The organism is Brachymonas moutaii (nom. illeg.), assembly GCF_049977365.1.
Taxonomy (GTDB): Bacteria; Pseudomonadota; Gammaproteobacteria; order Burkholderiales; family Burkholderiaceae_C; genus Brachymonas.
Genome location: NZ_JBNGEN010000001.1, coordinates 658,849 through 676,097, shown reverse-complemented (window position 1 = coordinate 676,097; position 17,249 = coordinate 658,849). Strand labels below are relative to the sequence as shown.

16 protein-coding genes and 2 tRNA genes are annotated in these 17,249 nt (G+C 60.4%); 11 read left to right on the top strand and 7 right to left on the bottom strand.

The annotated features are described in order from the left end of the window. Nucleotides 1-79 precede the first annotated feature (79 nt). From ftsH to glmM, 3 genes are all read left to right on the top strand, one after another. Complete coding sequence (ftsH, locus tag ACP2WS_RS03065; protein WP_374491346.1) at nucleotides 80-2,041, top strand: ATP-dependent zinc metalloprotease FtsH; 1,962 nt, start codon at nucleotides 80-82, stop codon at nucleotides 2,039-2,041. A gap of 201 nt (nucleotides 2,042-2,242) precedes the next feature. Continuing rightward, nucleotides 2,243-3,166: a dihydropteroate synthase gene (folP, locus tag ACP2WS_RS03060; RefSeq protein WP_426459449.1), complete on the top strand. Its 924-nt coding sequence runs from the start codon at nucleotides 2,243-2,245 to the stop codon at nucleotides 3,164-3,166. Between the two features lie 97 nt (nucleotides 3,167-3,263). Then, nucleotides 3,264-4,622 carry a phosphoglucosamine mutase gene (glmM, locus tag ACP2WS_RS03055; protein WP_426459447.1) on the top strand — a complete coding sequence of 453 codons (1,359 nt, stop codon included), beginning with the start codon at nucleotides 3,264-3,266 and terminating at the stop codon, nucleotides 4,620-4,622. Between the two features lie 12 nt (nucleotides 4,623-4,634). On the opposite strand, the gene ACP2WS_RS03050 is transcribed toward glmM, so the two are convergent. Both ACP2WS_RS03050 and ACP2WS_RS03045 read right to left on the bottom strand, forming a co-directional pair. Beyond that, the gene (locus tag ACP2WS_RS03050; protein WP_426459445.1) at nucleotides 4,635-5,216 is read right to left on the bottom strand and encodes an NUDIX hydrolase; all 582 of its coding nucleotides are present in this window, start codon (nucleotides 5,214-5,216) and stop codon (nucleotides 4,635-4,637) included. Between the two features lie 2 nt (nucleotides 5,217-5,218). Continuing rightward, nucleotides 5,219-5,926, bottom strand: coding sequence for a fumarylacetoacetate hydrolase family protein (locus ACP2WS_RS03045; protein WP_426459443.1), 708 nt, complete (start codon nucleotides 5,924-5,926; stop codon nucleotides 5,219-5,221). A gap of 103 nt (nucleotides 5,927-6,029) precedes the next feature. Here ACP2WS_RS03045 and pgeF point away from each other — a divergent pair, with 103 nt between their 5' ends. The 8 genes from pgeF (at nucleotide 6,030) to thiD (ending at nucleotide 12,865) form a co-directional block, all read left to right on the top strand. Continuing rightward, nucleotides 6,030-6,869, top strand: a complete 840-nt coding sequence (gene pgeF, locus ACP2WS_RS03040) for a peptidoglycan editing factor PgeF (protein WP_426459442.1) — start codon at nucleotides 6,030-6,032, stop codon at nucleotides 6,867-6,869. 391 nt (nucleotides 6,870-7,260) lie between these two features. Beyond that, on the top strand, nucleotides 7,261-8,973 hold the full coding sequence (gene phaC, locus ACP2WS_RS03035; RefSeq protein WP_426459583.1) for a class I poly(R)-hydroxyalkanoic acid synthase: 1,713 nt from the start codon (nucleotides 7,261-7,263) through the stop codon (nucleotides 8,971-8,973). A gap of 166 nt (nucleotides 8,974-9,139) precedes the next feature. Beyond that, entirely contained in the window at nucleotides 9,140-9,877 is a 738-nt protein-coding gene (gene phbB / locus ACP2WS_RS03030; RefSeq protein ID WP_374491334.1) for an acetoacetyl-CoA reductase, read from the top strand. Between the two features lie 137 nt (nucleotides 9,878-10,014). Further along, nucleotides 10,015-10,200: a hypothetical protein gene (locus ACP2WS_RS03025; protein ID WP_374491332.1), complete on the top strand. Its 186-nt coding sequence runs from the start codon at nucleotides 10,015-10,017 to the stop codon at nucleotides 10,198-10,200. A gap of 16 nt (nucleotides 10,201-10,216) precedes the next feature. After that, on the top strand, nucleotides 10,217-11,557 hold the full coding sequence (locus ACP2WS_RS03020) for a dicarboxylate/amino acid:cation symporter (RefSeq protein ID WP_374491329.1): 1,341 nt from the start codon (nucleotides 10,217-10,219) through the stop codon (nucleotides 11,555-11,557). A 123-nt stretch (nucleotides 11,558-11,680) separates the two neighbouring features. Continuing rightward, nucleotides 11,681-11,756 (top strand) — tRNA-Asn (locus ACP2WS_RS03015). A gap of 75 nt (nucleotides 11,757-11,831) precedes the next feature. Beyond that, nucleotides 11,832-11,907: transfer RNA gene (locus ACP2WS_RS03010), tRNA-Asn, on the top strand. Nucleotides 11,908-12,019: 112 nt separating this feature from the next. Beyond that, nucleotides 12,020-12,865 carry a bifunctional hydroxymethylpyrimidine kinase/phosphomethylpyrimidine kinase gene (gene thiD / locus ACP2WS_RS03005; protein WP_426459439.1) on the top strand — a complete coding sequence of 282 codons (846 nt, stop codon included), beginning with the start codon at nucleotides 12,020-12,022 and terminating at the stop codon, nucleotides 12,863-12,865. Nucleotides 12,866-12,954: 89 nt separating this feature from the next. Here thiD and ACP2WS_RS03000 read toward each other — a convergent pair whose 3' ends face one another. The 5 genes from ACP2WS_RS03000 to coaE all read right to left on the bottom strand — a co-directional run bounded on the left by ACP2WS_RS03000 (nucleotide 12,955) and on the right by coaE (nucleotide 17,225). Beyond that, complete coding sequence (locus tag ACP2WS_RS03000) at nucleotides 12,955-13,590, bottom strand: LysE family translocator (RefSeq protein ID WP_426459437.1); 636 nt, start codon at nucleotides 13,588-13,590, stop codon at nucleotides 12,955-12,957. Between the two features lie 133 nt (nucleotides 13,591-13,723). Further along, entirely contained in the window at nucleotides 13,724-15,421 is a 1,698-nt protein-coding gene (gene nadB, locus ACP2WS_RS02995; protein WP_426459435.1) for an L-aspartate oxidase, read from the bottom strand. Nucleotides 15,422-15,529: 108 nt separating this feature from the next. Further along, nucleotides 15,530-15,757, bottom strand: coding sequence for a DNA gyrase inhibitor YacG (locus tag ACP2WS_RS02990; protein WP_374491322.1), 228 nt, complete (start codon nucleotides 15,755-15,757; stop codon nucleotides 15,530-15,532). A 27-nt stretch (nucleotides 15,758-15,784) separates the two neighbouring features. After that, complete coding sequence (gene zapD, locus ACP2WS_RS02985) at nucleotides 15,785-16,540, bottom strand: cell division protein ZapD (RefSeq protein WP_374491320.1); 756 nt, start codon at nucleotides 16,538-16,540, stop codon at nucleotides 15,785-15,787. 19 nt (nucleotides 16,541-16,559) lie between these two features. Continuing rightward, a complete protein-coding gene (coaE, locus tag ACP2WS_RS02980; RefSeq protein ID WP_426459433.1) occupies nucleotides 16,560-17,225 on the bottom strand; it encodes a dephospho-CoA kinase in 666 nt (221 codons plus the stop codon). Nucleotides 17,226-17,249: the final 24 nt, after the last annotated feature.

The window sequence follows — 17,249 nt, the reverse complement described above, 5'->3', positions numbered from 1 at the left end:
AGTCCTAAAATGACGCGCATATGGCATGAATAATGCTCTGCGCTGATGGTGTGGACGGTTTTGCGAACTGGAGTGTGGTTTGAACAAACAATGGTTTTCCAAGATAGCTGTGTGGATGGTGGTGGCCCTCGTGCTCTTCACCGTCTTCAAGCAGTTCGACGTGCGCGGTCCCGCTGGGGCGAGCACGGTGGGCTACTCCGACTTCATCTCGGACGTCCACAATCGCAAGATCAAGAGCGCCACCATCCAGGAAGGATCGGGCGGCTCGACCGACATCGTGGCTGTCACCACCGATGACCGCCGGGTGCGCACCACGGCCACGTATCTCGATCGTGGGCTGGTGGGAGACTTGCTCAATTACGGCGTCAAGTTCGACGTGAAGCAGAAAGAGGAAGGCTCCCTCCTGGGCAGCCTGCTCATCAGCTGGGGCCCCATGCTGCTCCTCATCGGTGTCTGGATCTATTTCATGCGTCAGATGCAGGGTGGAGGCAAGGGAGGCGCGTTCAGCTTCGGCAAGTCCAAGGCACGCATGCTGGACGAGAACAACAACACCGTGACCTTTGCCGACGTGGCCGGGTGCGACGAGGCCAAGGAAGAAGTCAAGGAAGTCGTGGACTTCCTCAAGGATCCCCAGAAATTCCAGAAGCTTGGTGGACGCATTCCGCGCGGGCTGCTCCTGGTTGGACCTCCGGGAACAGGCAAGACGCTGCTGGCCAAGTCGATCGCGGGCGAGGCCAAGGTGCCCTTCTTCAGCATCTCCGGTTCGGACTTCGTGGAAATGTTCGTGGGCGTAGGTGCGGCCCGGGTGCGTGACATGTTCGAGAACGCCAAGAAAAACGCTCCCTGCATCATCTTCATCGATGAGATCGATGCTGTGGGCCGCCAGCGTGGTGCAGGTCTGGGCGGTGGCAACGATGAGCGCGAACAGACCCTCAACCAGATGCTGGTCGAGATGGATGGCTTCGAAACCAATCTCGGCGTCATTGTCGTGGCAGCCACCAACCGACCGGACATCCTGGATGCAGCCCTGCTGCGTCCCGGGCGCTTCGACCGGCAGGTCTATGTCACATTGCCTGATATCCGGGGCCGTGAGCAGATTCTGAGCGTGCACATGCGCAAGATCCCCGTGGGGCAGGATGTCGATCCCGCCATCATTGCACGAGGCACGCCGGGCATGAGTGGTGCCGATCTGGCCAATCTGTGCAACGAGGCTGCCCTGATGGCGGCACGTCGCAATGCGCGCGTGGTCGAGATGCAGGATTTCGAAAAGGCCAAGGACAAGATCATCATGGGCCCCGAGCGCAAGACCATGGTCATGCCCGAGGAAGAACGTCGCAACACGGCCTATCACGAATCTGGCCATGCGCTCATCGGGCGCCTGCTGCCCAAGTGTGATCCTGTGCACAAGGTCACCATCATTCCGCGGGGTCGTGCCCTCGGGGTGACCATGAGCCTGCCGGAGCAGGACCGCTACAGCTATGACCGCGAATACATGCTCAACCAGATCAGCATGCTGTTCGGTGGACGCATTGCCGAAGAGGTCTTCATGCACCAGATGACCACGGGAGCCAGCAATGATTTCGAGCGTGCCACCCAGCTGGCACGCGACATGGTCATGCGGTATGGCATGAGCGAGAAACTGGGCCCCATGGTGTATGCGGAAAACGAAGGCGAAGTTTTCCTGGGACGCAGCGTCACCAAGACCACGCACATGAGCGAAGAGACCATGCGGCTGGTGGACGAGGAGGTCCGGCGCATCATCGACGAGCAGTACGATCTCGCACGCAGGTTGATCGAGGAGCACAGCGACAAGATGCATGCCATGGCCAAGGCCTTGCTGGAATGGGAAACCATCGACAGCGAGCAGCTCGATGCCATCATGGAAGGACGTGAGCCGAAACCTGCCAAGGACTGGGCCCCTCGGGTGCCGCCACGTGATGGAGGCTCCAGCAGCAGCGGTGGTTCTGCTCCTGCATTGCCATCCACTCCTGCGGCCGAGGCCAAGCCCACGCCGACACCTCATCCCACCCTGCGGCAATGAGATCGGGGGCTCGTGCCCCCTGCGTGAAAAAGGAGCCTGTCATGGCTCCTTTTTCATATGTGTGCCCGACTGCCGCTGATGGTTGCCATCCGCGCCATGTGCGTGAATAGCCATGCGGTTCCCTGCGAGGCAGCCTATTTACAATAGGCAGATTGCGCTCGTGTCATCGGGTTTTCTTTTTTCTCTTTCCCTGGCTTCAACATGGCTTCCCTCAGCATCTGGCAGGCCGGTGCCTTCCGCCTGGATCTGCGCGTTCCGCGCATCATGGGCATCGTCAATGTCACGCCCGACTCCTTTTCGGATGGGGGGCATCATGCCGATACCGTCAGTGCGCTCCGCCACGCCGAAAGGCTGGTGCATGAGGGTGCTGCCATTCTCGATATCGGTGGGGAGTCCACGCGCCCCGGTGCAGAACCTGTGCCTCTGGAGCTGGAGCTGGAGCGGGTGCTGCCCGTGGTGCGTCATGCCGTGGAGCTCAAGGTCCCGATTTCGGTCGATACCTATAAGCCCGAAGTCATGCAGGCAGCGCTTGATCTCGGCGCCAGCATCATCAACGACATCTGGGCTCTGCGCTGGCGCATGGGGCCGGATGGGCTGGATGGAGAGCAGGTAGTGGCCCGACACGGGAGCTGTGGCGTATGCCTCATGCACATGCATCGCGATCCCCTGACGATGCAGATGGAACCCATGCAGGGCTCGGCTGCGGAGGTGGTGCACGAAGTGGGGCGCTTTTTGCAGCAGCGCACCCATGTGCTGCAGAGTCTCGGCGTTGCACGGGAGCGCATTGCGCTGGATCCTGGCATAGGATTCGGCAAGACGGTGCCACAGAATTTTTCCCTGCTGGCCTACCAGCCGCTGCTGGAGATCACCGGACAGCCGCTGCTGGCGGGGTGGTCGCGCAAATCCAGCCTGGGAGCTGTGCTGGAAGCACTTCCTCCGGGGATCACGGATGTGGACTATCGCAGCGACCTGCTGTCGCATGAACGCAGTCTGGCCAGCGTGACTGCCGCCGTGCTGGCAGTCGATCGGGGGGCGCGCGTGGTGCGTGTGCACGACGTGGCAGCAACCCGGCAGGCCCTGGCCGTATGGCAGGCGATGCACGCCGTGGCGGCACCGCTTTCCTGATTTCTGTGCTTTCTGGAGCTGCGGAAGGCAGAGGCGTATTCCGCGACTTCGGGCAGGACAGCATCGTTTTTTCATCACTGGCAATTACGGCATACACATGGCAGGCACACGCACATATTTCGGTACGGATGGCATTCGAGGCACGGTGGGACAGGCGCCGCTGACGCCTGATTTTGTGTTGCGTCTGGCCAATGCGGTAGGGCGCGTCTTGCGGCAGGAGGCCGGGACTTCTGCCACGCCTCCCAAGGTCCTGATAGGCAAGGACACGCGCATTTCCGGTTACATGCTCGAAAGTGCGCTGGAGTCCGGCTTCAATTCGGCGGGAGTGGATGTGATGCTGCTGGGACCTGTTCCCACGCCGGCCGTGGCCTATCTGACCCGCGCACAGCGTGCTTCACTTGGGGTGGTGATCAGCGCAAGCCACAATCCCTACGAAGACAATGGCATCAAGTTCTTCAGCAAGCAAGGAGCCAAGCTGCCCGATGCGTGGGAGGAAGCTGTCGAACGAGAGCTGGAGCAGCCTCTGGTCTGCGTGCCTTCGGGACGGCTGGGCAAGGCGATGCGCCTCGACGATGCAGCAGGGCGCTACATCGAATTCTGCAAGAGCACCTTTGCCCATGACCTCACCCTGTCCGGGCTGAAGATCGTGGTGGATGCCGCCAATGGGGCTGCGTATCAGATCGCACCCAAGGTCTTTCACGAGCTTGGGGCTGATGTGGTGCCCATCGGTTGTCATCCGGATGGGCTCAACATCAATGCGGGAGTCGGTGCCACCCATCCCGAGACCCTCATGGCCGCCGTGCGGGAGCATGGAGCCGATTACGGCATTGCCCTCGACGGGGATGCCGACCGGCTGCAGATGGTGGATGCCCAGGGCAGGCTCTTCAACGGAGATGAGCTGGTCTATCTGCTGGCCATCGACCGTCTGGCCCAATCGCATGCCGTACCCGGTGTGGTGGGGACGCTCATGACCAACATGGCCATCGAGAAAGCCCTGCAGCACAAGGGTATCGAACTGGTGCGGGCCAAGGTGGGAGACCGCTATGTGCTTGAGGAGCTGCTCCAGAAGGGCTGGCTGATCGGCGGAGAGAGTTCAGGACACATCCTCGTGCTGGACCGCCATTCCACGGGGGACGGCATCATCAGCGCCCTGCAGGTGCTGCAGGCAGTGGCACGCAGCGGCAGAACACTGGCCGATCTTCTGGAAGGGGTGACGCTCTATCCCCAGACCATGATCAATGTCCGCATGGCGCCTGGGACACCCTGGCAGGAAGACACTGGTCTGCAGAAGGCAATTGCCGATGCCCGCGAGGAGCTCGGTTCCGAAGGGCGTGTACTCATCCGAGCCAGCGGCACCGAACCCGTGCTGCGCGTCATGGTCGAAGCCAGAAGCGCCGAGCAGGCCCACGCCTGCGCCCAGGCCATTGCAGCACGTGTGCCGGTGCAGGCCACGTAAGCCGATTTCTGCTCAGGTGGGTGTGTCCTCGGTCATGAAATCGTGCACGTGGACACCGAAATGTCCCTTGGCGCGGTCGGCGAGGAAGGTCCTGAGCATGTGCTCGACCGTACGGAACGACAGTTCATCCCACGGAATCTCTTCTTCGGAAAACAGCCGTGCTTCCATGGTCTCGTGTCCGGGATCGAAGCGGTCATGGCGCAGGGTGCACAGGTAGAACATGTGCACTTGCCCCACTTCAGGGACATTCATGACGCCGAACAAAGGTCCCATATCGAATTCGGCCCCGGATTCCTCCATGGTTTCCCGGGCTGCGCCCTGCGAAGTGGTTTCATGGAGCTCCATGAATCCCGCAGGCAGCGTCCATTTGCCCCGGCGAGGCTCGATGTTGCGTTTGCACAGCAGGATGCGGTCCTGCCATACCGGCAGGGTTCCCACCACGACCAAGGGATTGATGTAATGAATGGTGCCGCAGGAGGGACATACTGCACGCTTGCGGTTGTCGCCCTCGGGCTCCCTCAGTTCGGTGGCGTGGCCGCAGTAGCGGCAGAAGTGCACGGCGGTGCGGGGTGGCTGGTGAATGGGGGTGAACACGATCAGAAAACCTCGACCTGCAGCGGTGGAAGTCCATCCACATGCCCTTCGAGCCTGTCGCCAGGCACTACTGCACCGACGCCCTTGGGAGTCCCGGTGAAGATCAGGTCGCCAGGCTGCAGGGTCCATGCCTTGCTCAGGTGCTCGATGGTTTCTGCGATGTTCCAGATGAGTTGACCGATATGGCCTTGCTGCCGCAGCTCGCCGTTGACCTTGAGCCAGATATCGGCGGATTCGATGGGGATGCTCATCTCTGCGGCGGGGACGATGGCAGACAGGGGGGCAGAGGCGTCGAACCCCTTGCCGATGGACCATGGACGGCCCTGTTTTTTCATATCGTTCTGCAGATCCCGACGTGTCATGTCGAGCCCTACGGCGTACCCGAAGATATGGCGATGCGCCTCGGCGGCCGGAATGTCTCGGCCTCCGCTCCCGATGGCCACCACCAGTTCGATTTCATGGTGAAAGTCATGGGTCAGGCTGGGATAGGGCAGACGGATGGATTGTTCTGGTGCAGCTGCCACCACCGCATCGGCAGGCTTCATGAAGAAAAAGGGAGCCTCGCGGCCGGTGAAGCCCATCTCCTTCGCGTGATCTTCGTAGTTCCGCCCTACGCAGTAGATGCGGTGCACGGGGTAGACCTGAGAGGAGCCCACTATGGGAATCACAGGCACAGGCAGCGTCGGAAACACGGTCGATACGGAAGACATGGCAAAACCTTCACACAAGGATGCAAACGATGGGAATTTAACACGTCGCACAGAGGAGAGTGGCTTGCCACGAGACAAGGGTTTCTGCATTACAGTGCCATGCATGAATTCCGATTCCTCTCCCTTTCTGTTGCCGGACTGGCCTGCTCCGCCCTGGGTACGGGCGCTGTGCACTACGCGTGCAGGAGGATGTTCGCACCCCCCCTATGAGGGCCTCAATCTGGGGCTGCACGTAGGGGATAAGCCAGCCGATGTGCGTGCCAATCGGCGGGCCTTGGCACGGGCCATGGGGGCGGAACCGGTTTTTGTCGAGCAGGTTCACGGCACTGGAGTTCAGGAACTGCATGCGGCCGATGCAGGAGCAGAGTGTGCCTATCGAGTCGATGCCACCTATACCTCTGCCATGGGAGTGGGATGCGCGATGATGGTTGCAGACTGTCTGCCCGTCCTGCTGGCACACCGCAGTCTGCCCCTCGTGGGGGCTGCGCATGCGGGGTGGCGAGGGCTGGCCGGAGGGGTGGTGGAGCACTTGCTCGATGCCATGCGCAGCCAGGCGCACACCCACTGGCCCGAATGCGCAACAGAGGCCTTGGATGCAGGCTGGATGGCCTGGCTGGGGCCCTGCATCGGTCCGGAATCGTTCGAGGTGGGCGATGAGGTGCGTCAGGCCTTCCTGAAAACCAGTCCCGGAGCGGTGGAGCATTTCCGTCCCGGTGCCGTGGAAGGGAAATGGTGGGGCGATCTGGCGGGGCTGGCGCGGCAGCGGCTGCGGCGGCAGGGGATCGATGCGGTGCATGGCAACGACAGCTCCGAATGCTGGTCCACGACCGCACACCCAGAGCGCTGGTATTCCTACCGCCGGCAGAATCCCACCGGACGATTCGCAGCCCTCGTCTGGCTTGATGCACAGGCCTGGGATGCAGCGCACCCGCAGGCGGTCTGAAATTCGCAAGATCCTTGTCGATCGTGCGTGGCGGAGGTGTGTACGCTCACTCACGAGCAGGCTGGACTCGGTACAAATGCGCATGTCTGGCCTGTCGTCAAAATGGCATCATGGTGTGGCATAGTGGAACAGATCCGGTTTCCAGAAAGTGTGCAGCAGCCATTCCTGTGAGATTTCTGCCTTGATCGCCTCCCGACGGTTCTCCCGAACCGTTGAGTGTTTTGCCGGTGAGTTGCACATTCTCCAGAGCGCGGTTGCACACAAGTCTTCTGTAAGCCTCCTGTGTTGTGATGACACAGACCCATGATTCGCCTGTCATAACGGAGAAACGAGGAGCATCGCAGTGACGACAACACCCAACGGCAACCCCTGGCAAGCCTTTGTCCAGCCCATGCAGGACATGTGGCAGCAGACCCTGAACCAGTTCACCCAGGCCATGCCTTCCCAGCAGGGTGCTCCCATGCTGGATCAGGCCATGCGGCAGTTTGCAGAATTCATCCCCTCAATGCCCGATGCCAAGCCCGTCACTTTCGATGCCGAGCGTCTGCAGGGGCTTCAGCAGCAATATCTGCAGGAGATCTATGCCCTGTGGCTGCAGGGCATGGTGCCTCCCGTGATCACGGGGGACCGCCGATTTTCCAGCGCCGAATGGCAGAAACAGCCTTCGGCAGGATTCGCTGCAGCCCTGCACCTGACCAACACCCGGCTGCTGATGGGGCTGGTCGATGCCATGCAGTGCGACGCCAAGACCAGAGGGCGTGTCGAGTTTGCTGTGGAGCAGTGGGCGGCAGCCACGGCACCCAGCAATTTCCTGGCCTTCAACCCCGATGCGCAGAAAAAAGCCATCGAGACAGGAGGCGAGAGCATTGCCAAGGGGATGCAGAACATTCTGCACGACCTGCGTCAGGGCTATGTGTCCATGACGGATGAGAGCAAGTTCCACGTGGGAGTCAATCTCTGCACCTCCGAGGGAGCCGTGGTGTTCGAAAACGAGTTTTTTCAGCTCATCGAATACAAGCCCTCCACAGAGAAAGTGCATGAACGCCCCTTCCTCTTCGTGCCGCCCTGCATCAACAAGTTCTACATCCTGGACCTGCAGCCGGACAATTCCATGGTGCGCTATGTAGTGGATCAGGGACACCACACCTTCATGGTGAGCTGGCGCAATCCCGACATGAGCATGGCTCAGGCCACCTGGGATGACTATGTGGAAAAGGGCGTGCTCAAGGCCATTGACACGGTGCTGGCTCTCACCGGAACCAGCAACCTGAACGTGCTTGGTTTCTGTGTCGGCGGAACCCTGCTCACCACGGCACTGGCTGTGCTTGCGGCACGGCAGCAGGGCAACCGGGTGCACAGTGTGACGTTGCTGACTACGTTGATCGACTTCACGCACACAGGGGTACTCGATATTTTCATCGACGAGGGATTCGTGCGCATGCGCGAACTCCAGTTCCAGAATGGGGGACTGATGCCCGCCAACGAGCTGGCCACTACGTTCAGTTTTCTCCGCCCCAACGATCTGGTCTGGAATTACGTAGTGGGCAATTACCTCAAGGGCGAAACACCTCCGCCCTTTGACCTGCTTTACTGGAATTGCGATTCCACCAGTCTGCCGGGACCCATGTACGCCTGGTACCTGCGCAACACCTACCTGGAAAACCGGCTCATCCAGCCCGGTGCCGCCACAGTGTGCGGGGAGAAGGTGGATCTGCGCAAGATCAAGCAGCCTGTCTACATCTATGGTTCGCGCGAAGACCACATCGTCCCCATTGAAGGAGCTTATGCATCGACGCAGGTGCTTCCCGGCAAGAAGCGCTTCGTCATGGGGGCCTCGGGCCATATCGCCGGGGTCATCAATCCACCCCACAAGAAGAAGCGCAGCTACTGGACCCTGGATTCCACCACCTTCCCTGCAGACAGTGCACAGTGGATCGCCGAAGCCGAAGAACATCCGGGAAGCTGGTGGCCGGACTGGTCCGAATGGCTGGCCGGTCATGGCGGACGCATGAAGGCAGCTCCCGAGAGCTATGGCTCCGAGACCTATCCCGTGATCGAACCTGCGCCGGGGAGTTATGTCAAGACCCGGGTCCCCATGATTTGATGCGGGGGCATTTTCATTCGATCCCTAAAAACAGGAGAACGCCAAGGAGTTGTTTTTCGACCGGGGCAGGGCGGGCAAAGCTCATAGATGGTGATCCGTCTGCCTGTCGCCTGCCCCACCACACCGGCGCTGCCGGTGCATGACTATATCCAATGAGGAGACAAACATGAGCAAGAAAGTGGCATACGTAACTGGAGGCATGGGGGGCATAGGCACCGCCATTTGCCAGCGCCTGAACCGGGACGGCTTCACCGTCGTTGTGGGATGCGGCCCTACCCGTGACTATCAATCCTGGCTGGATCAGCAGAAGGAGCAGGGATATACCTTCCATGCCTCGGTGGGCAATGTGGCTGACTGGGATTCCACCGTTCATGCCTTTGCCAAGGCCAAGGACGAGCATGGCCCGATCGATGTGCTGGTCAACAATGCGGGCATCACCCGTGACCGCATGTTCATGAAGATGTCTCCCGAAGACTGGCGTGCGGTGATCGAGACCAATCTCAACTCCATGTTCAATGTGACCAAGCAGGTCGTTGGCGACATGGCTGAAAGAGGCTGGGGACGCATCATCAACATTTCTTCCGTCAATGGAGCCAAGGGCCAGGCCGGGCAGACCAACTATTCTGCTGCCAAGGCTGGCATGCACGGCTTCAGCATGGCTCTGGCACAGGAACTGGCCGGCAAGGGCGTGACCGTCAATACCGTCAGTCCCGGTTACATTGCCACCGACATGGTCAAGGCCATCCGGGAAGAGGTGCTGGCCAAGATCGTGGCGACGATTCCCGTCAAGCGCCTCGGCGAACCCACCGAGATTGCTTCCATCGTGGCCTGGCTTGCGGGAGAGGAGTCTGGCTTCACCACAGGCGCTGAATTTTCCTGCAATGGGGGATTGCACATGAGCTGACACCCCGCAGGGGCAAGCTCCCGATCCTGCTTCGGCAGGATTTTTTGTTTCAGCGGTGCATTTACTGCGTTGCAACAACGGTCACAGCTTGTTGTCGACGTGCATAATGGCGCCGACAACCGTGCCTGTGCCGCACGATGAAGCAATCGGACCTCGACGACTCGTTCCTGAGCCTGTTGACGATGCCAGAAAAAGGCTGTCTGGGTGGAAACACATTCCGTTCCGACGCCTGTTCAGGGGATCGTGAGCAGGCTCTCGCGCATCTGTCGCACAGACAAGAGGTGCAGGTCGGCACAGCACTGCATGCATTGAAACTTCCATGAAAAAGGACAGAAAGTCATGTTGACCGCAGAAGAACTGGAGCAGAGGACGCATGCCGTCCGAAAGGTGAAGTGGTACAAGATCCTGTACGTGCAGGTGATCATCGCCATCCTGATCGGTATTGCGCTGGGGTATTTCTACCCGCAGGCGGGCGAGGCCATGAAGCCGTTCGGGGATGCCTTCATCAAGCTCGTCAAGATGATCATTGCACCCGTCATCTTCCTGACGGTCGTCACCGGCATCTCCGGCATGAGCAACATGCGCACCGTGGGGCGCGTGGCTGGCAAGGCCATGATCTATTTCCTGACCTTCTCCACACTGGCGCTGGTCATCGGTCTGGTGGTGGCCAATACCCTGCAGCCGGGAGCGGGGCTCAACATCGATCCCAAGACACTGGATGCATCCAAGGTCGCCACCTACGTGGCCAAGGCACATCAGTCCAGCATCGTGGGCTTCCTGATGAACATCATTCCCAACACCGTGGTCAGCCCGCTGGTGGAAGGGGATATCCTGCAGGTGCTGTTCATTGCCATCCTGTTCGGCATTTCGCTGGCACTGGTCGGAGAGCGTGGCAAACCGATCTACCACCTCTTCAATGACCTGTCGGTTCCGGTGTTCAAGCTGGTGGCCATTCTGATGAAGGCAGCTCCCGTGGGGGCCTTTGGCGCCATGGCCTTCACGATCGGCAAATATGGCATTGGTTCGGTCAAGAACCTGGCCTTTCTGGTCGTGACCTTCTATTTCACGTCCATTCTGTTCGTGGTGATTGTGCTTGGCCTGGTGGGCCGCTACAACGGGTTCTCGATCTTCAAGCTGGTGCGCTACATCAAGGATGAACTGCTGCTCGTGCTCGGAACCAGTTCCTCGGAAGCGGCGCTGCCGAACCTCATGCACAAGATGGAAAAGGCTGGCTGCTCCAAGCCCGTGGTCGGGCTGGTCGTGCCCACCGGATATTCCTTCAACCTGGATGGCACGAACATTTACATGACGTTGGCGGCCCTGTTCATCGCACAGGCCCTCAATATCCATCTCACGCTCGAACATCAGCTCCTGCTCCTCGTGGTGGCGATGATCAGCTCCAAGGGGGCGGCAGGGGTGACCGGGGCTGGCTTCATCACCCTGGCGGCCACGCTTGCCGTAGTGCCGGAACTGCCGGTAGCCGGCATGGTGCTCATTCTGGGGGTCGACCGCTTCATGTCGGAATGCCGGGCACTGACCAATTTCGTCGGCAATGCCTGCGCCACCATCGTGGTGGCGCGCTGGGAAAAACAGCTCGATGCCGATCAGCTGCATCGCATGCTCGACAATCCCCAGCTGGTCGAAGAACCGATGCTGACCGGACCGCGTGCAGACGACTGAGGGCGCTGCCTTGGCGGCTCCCTGCATCTCTACAGAGAAAATGCATGGGAGCTGCGGCGAGGTGAAAAAAACGGCTTTGCCTTGATAAGAGGGCAAGATTGCCGCTATAATTTCTAGCTCGATTCCTCAATAGCTCAGTTGGTAGAGCGCCGGACTGTTAATCCGTAGGTCCCTGGTTCGAGCCCAGGTTGAGGAGCCAAGGTTGCTTGGCTTCGTGATCATATGAAGCCATGATGCAGAATCAAGCCTGTCTCCAAGACAAGGCACATGTTATTCCTCAATAGCTCAGTTGGTAGAGCGCCGGACTGTTAATCCGTAGGTCCCTGGTTCGAGCCCAGGTTGAGGAGCCATTTCAAGCCCCCAGGTCCTTCCGGCCCGGGGGCTTTTGTTTTGTGCCGTGCCCACAAAAGTTTCGGGAATGTGGCGCATGGCTTCGGCTGTATCAGGTCAGGGGAGGTGGTTATGCAGGTGTCGGAACGTGCCTTTCGCTATGTCCGTGTGTTGAGTATTGCGGGGTCTGACAGCGGAGGGGGGGCAGGTATTCAGGCGGATCTCAAGACACTTTCTGCGCTGGGAGTGTTCGGCATGACGGCGATCACGGCGGTGACGGCTCAGAATACCCGCGGTGTGACGGCGATCGAAGGAATCTCTCCCGAGGTGGTTCGAGCGCAGGTGGAAGCTGTGGTGACGGACATCGGGGTGGATGCGGTCAAGATCGGGATGCTGCATGACCGTGCCATCATGCGCATTGTGGCGGAGGAGCTTCATCGGTTCAGGCTCGTGCCTGTGGTGCTCGATCCCGTCATGGTGGCCAGCAGTGGCGCTGCGCTGATGGCGCCCGAGGCGCGTTCGTATATGGTGCGTGAGCTTTTTCCGCTGGTCACACTGGTCACTCCCAATCTGGATGAAGCAGGATTGCTCGTGGGGCGCTCTCTGCAGTCGGTGGAGGATATGTGTATGGCCGCCCGCGAGCTGCAAGCCATGGGAGCCCGTGCCGTGCTGCTCAAGGGGGGGCATCTGCAGGGCGATCACGTGGTGGATGTGTGGTGCGATGAAAGCGGCCGCTGCATCCAGATGTCGGATCCCCGCATCGATACCGCCAATACCCATGGAACGGGATGTACGCTGTCTTCTGCCATTGCGGGCTATCTGGCGCTTGGGCTGGAGATGGGGGATGCCCTGCACGAAGCCAGACTCTATGTCCGGCGCGCACTGCAGGCCGGGGCTCTTGTGCAGACGGGGTCAGCAGACAATGGCCCACTCAATCATGGCTTTGCTCCGACGGCCACACGTCTGCAGCGGCGGTAGGCTGCAGACAGGGCTGTCATGCGAGAACGTGGGGCAGGATTTCTTGCCTTGCCACATTGATGCATGGATGCGTTGCGGCGCTGTTGATTTCAGCGAGTGGTCAGCGCGAGTTTGAGCGCCAGTCCAGCCAGAACGGCGCCGGCTCCACGCTGGAGCCAAGAATGCAGGCGGGGGGATGTCTGCAGTTTCCTTCCCAAGGAGCCGGCAAGCAGGGCCAGAGAGGAGAAGGTGATTCCAGCCGCCACGATGAACAGTCCGCCGAGGGCCAGGGTCTGCAGAGCCAGATGCCCTTGGGCTGGCGAGCAGAACTGGGGCAGAAAAGCCAGAAAGAACAGTACCACCTTGGGATTGGTGAGATTCATCACCAATCCACGTCGCCACGCCTGCAAGGGCGTGAGTCTTGGTGTGCTGTCGAGAGCGGTGCCATTTCCGGAAAGTGCAGGGGTATTCCAGGCGCCCCAGGCCAGGTAGAGCAGGTAGGCAGCACCCACGAACTTGAGGGCCGTGAACGCCAGAGGAGATGCCGCAAAGAGAGCTGCAACTCCCAGGGCCACGGCTGCGGTATGCACGACCAATCCAGAGCACAGCCCCAGTACCACCCAGAGTCCGGCACGGGGTCCTCGCAGTGCCGACAGTGTCAGTACAAAGAGGTTGTCGGGACCTGGAGCGAGCGCAAGCAGCACTGACAGCCCGAAAAAGCTGAAAACGACCTGTTGGCTGAGCATGAGGGGGCTGAGGTGGGACCGGTGAAGGAATATGGCGCAGAAAGGAGCGCAGGTGGCGGTTCCTGTTCGGCATCCGGCATGCAAACGGTGAGGTGCACCGCGGTGGCTCCTGATGCAGGCAAAGAGCTCAGCATCAGGCCTTTTTGTTCTTTCTGGCGCTCTTGCGGTGCAGATTCTTGAAGAGGATGGTCGGGAAACTGGCAGGCAGCAGTTCCGGATAGTCGCGGATGTAGTGCAGCCCTCGGCTTTCATGGCGGTTCAGTGCGCTCTTGACGATGAGATCGGCACAGTCGACCAGATTGCGCAGCTCCAGCAGGTCTCGGCTGACCTTGAAGTTGGCGTAGTAGTCGTCAATCTCATCCTTGAGCAGCTTGATGCGATGCTGTGCGCGTTCGAGCCGACGTGTGGTGCGGACAATGCCCACGTAGTTCCACATCATGAGGCGGAGCTCATCCCAGTTGTGGGCAATGACAACCTGTTCATCGGCATCCTCGACCTGGCTTTCATCCCACTGGGGCAGGGGCAGGGGGCTGGAGGCAGGCATCTGCATGATGGCCTCGGCGCAGCTCTTGCCCAGCACTACGCATTCGAGAAGCGAGTTGCTTGCCAGGCGATTGGCGCCATGCAGGCCTGTGTAGGTGGTTTCGCCGACAGCGTAGAGATGGTGCAGGTCCGTGTGCCCCTGCAGGTCGGTCACCACACCGCCGCAGGTGTAGTGGGCTGCCGGCACGACGGGGATCGGGTCCTTGGTGATGTCGATGCCGAGTTCCAGACAGCGATGGTAGATGGTGGGGAAGTGTTCCTTGAGAAACTCGGCTCCCAGGTGCGTGGCATCGAGCCAGACATAGTCAAGGCCATGCTTTTTCAGTTCGAAATCGATGGCACGTGCCACGATGTCACGAGGAGCCAGTTCCGCGCGCGGATCATGCTCGGGCATGAATCGTTGCGCATGGATGTTGCCGTCGGCATCCTTGAGGGGAAGCTTGAGCAGCCCCCCCTCGCCGCGCAGGGCCTCGGTGATCAGGAAGCTGCGTTCCTGTGGGTGGTACAGGCAGGTGGGGTGAAACTGGATGAACTCCATGTTGCCGATGCGACAGCCTGCCCGCCAGGCCATGGCGATGCCATCTCCGGTCGATGTTTCGGGATTGGTGGTGTAGCGGTAGACCTTGCCCACGCCGCCGCTCGCCAGCACGACTGCGCGTGCGGGCATGGTCAGTACCTTGCCTGCGTCGATGTCGAGAACATAGACACCATGGCAGCTCTTGATCGGCGATGCGCCCGCTTCACCGAGGTGCTTGTCGGTGATGAGATCGATGGCCATCCAGCGTTCGTGGAGCGTGATGTTGGGGTGCTGGCGTACCTTGGCCAGCAAGGCCTGGTGGATGGCGCGTCCCGTGGCATCGGCTGCATGGGCAATGCGGCGAACGGCATGGCCGCCTTCCCGGGTGAGATGGAGTCCCAGCGGCCCCTGCTCGTCGTGTGTGAAGGGCACCCCCTGCTCGACCAGCCAGGCGAGTGCATCAGCGCTGTTTTCGGCGATGAAGCGCGCGGTATCCTCATCCACGATCCCGGCACCCGCTTCCTGGGTGTCATGGATGTGACTCTCCACACTGTCATCAGGACCGACGACGCCCACGATACCTCCTTGCGCCCAGGCGGTGGCGGCTTCCTCGACCTTGCGTTTGGCCAGCATGACGACAGGAACAGAGCGCGCCAGATGCAGGGCAACGGCCAGGCCTCCCAGACCTGCGCCCACAATGACGACAGGAAGGCCTTGCGAGGAGGCAGAAGGCGAGATGGAGGCGGAAGAAGGGGAGGAAGTATCGGACATGATGGGCAACGATGGAGAGGAGGCGACAGGAGCCTCGTCAGAAAAGAAAAAGCTGCCGGATGAGGTGGTCAGGGGCAGTCAGACAGGAGAATCGGCGCAAAAGGCACATCAGGGTGCCATTCCGGGATCGTCCGTGGCTTCCGACGACGTGGGGTGGACACGGTAATCCTCATTGGCCCAGGCGCCCAGGTCGATCTGCTTGCAGCGCTTGCTGCAGAAGGGACGATAGGGATTGGAGGGCGCATAGAGGCTGGGGCCTCCGCACTGTGGGCAGGTGACGGTGCGTCCTGTGGGTGCATCATGCGCTGCAGCACAGGGAGATTCAGACGAAGACATGATCGGCTATGACTGGCGAGAAACTGCTCACGCGCACAACGTGAGCTGGAAATCGGTATCCTCCGGACTGGCCAGAGGTTCAGCCGTGCCATTGTGCGCCATGATGCGCACGGAAAGCACCAGCCGGTTGGCACTGATTTCGGGAAAGAGGTGCGCATCTGCGTGCAGGCGCACGCGCAGGAACTGGAAGGGTTTGCCTTGAGGCAGGTTCTGCTGGAATATGCCCTTGATCGCAGTGACTCTCTGGCTGTAGCCGGTTCCGCGCATCAGCGACAGCAGCAGCTTGACGCTTTCGGCAAGCGGCAGAAGCTGTGCAATCCATTCCTGCAGATTCTGCTGGCGTTCCAGCGGAGGAAAATGCTGCCAGGCAAAATAGTCGGGGAGATCGAATTCACAGGTACCTCCCGGTATGCTCAGACGGCTCCGGATGGCGGTGAGCCAATCGTTTTCGGACAGGGCCTGTCCCAGTTTGCCATTGAGACGCTGCAGGTCGGCATAGCAGTTCTCGACGCTCTGCACGGTCTGTTCGAGCATGCTCTCCGCCACTGCGGGGTTGCCCCTGTAGGCATTGAGCTGCTGCTTTTGACGATCGAGGTCACGCAGCGTATCGGACTTCAGGTCAGACCGTGTCGCCACGTCGAGCAGTTCGAAAAGGGTGGTCAATGCCAAGTGATGGTCGAGCGCCGATTCCCGTTCAGAGAGTTCCCTGAATCGATCGAACAGACGCTCCAATCGCAGGTAAGTGCGAATGCGCTCATGGAGGGGGTATTCGTACACAATCACGCGGCGATTCCTTTGCCGCTCATGATAAGGCCGAATGCAGTCCGAAATGGCGTGCGAGGAGATGGGCTTGTGCCTTGAGTTCCCTGAGACCGATGCCCTGCCCGTTGCGCACCAGGGTGTCGGCTACACGTCGTCGTTGTGTTCTGCTGGCCTGCTGACGGATGATCGCCTCGACGGTGTCGCGTGGAAGGCCATTACGGGCCATGACGCGCGCAATCTGGGTGGGTTCGTCACAGTCAACCACCACGACATGGTCGAAGCGTCTGCGCCAGTGTCCATGCTCGGCAAGCAGGGGAATGTCATAGAGGACCACACGGGCGCCGCCGCGCATGGCCGTCTGGGCCTGTCTGCCCATTTCCTGTTGCACCAGGGGGTGGATGATGGCTTCAAGACGCAGGCGGGCCTGAGGTTCTCGGAATACCAGATCGCGCATGGCATCCCGGTTCAAGGCCTGCTCGGGAGTCACAAATGAAGGTCCGAATTCTGCGCGGATGGCTGGGATGGCACTTCCACCGGGAGCAGTGGCTGCGCGTGAGATCCCATCGGCATCGATCACAACCGCTCCTGCTTCCTTCAGGAGCTGGCCGACCGTGCTCTTGCCACTGCCGATGCCTCCGGTAAGGCCCACATGCCACACAGGAGGTGCGGCATGGATAGGGGCGGCGTGGAGGTGGGGGTCGGACATGGCTGCCGGAGGTGAAGGATGAGC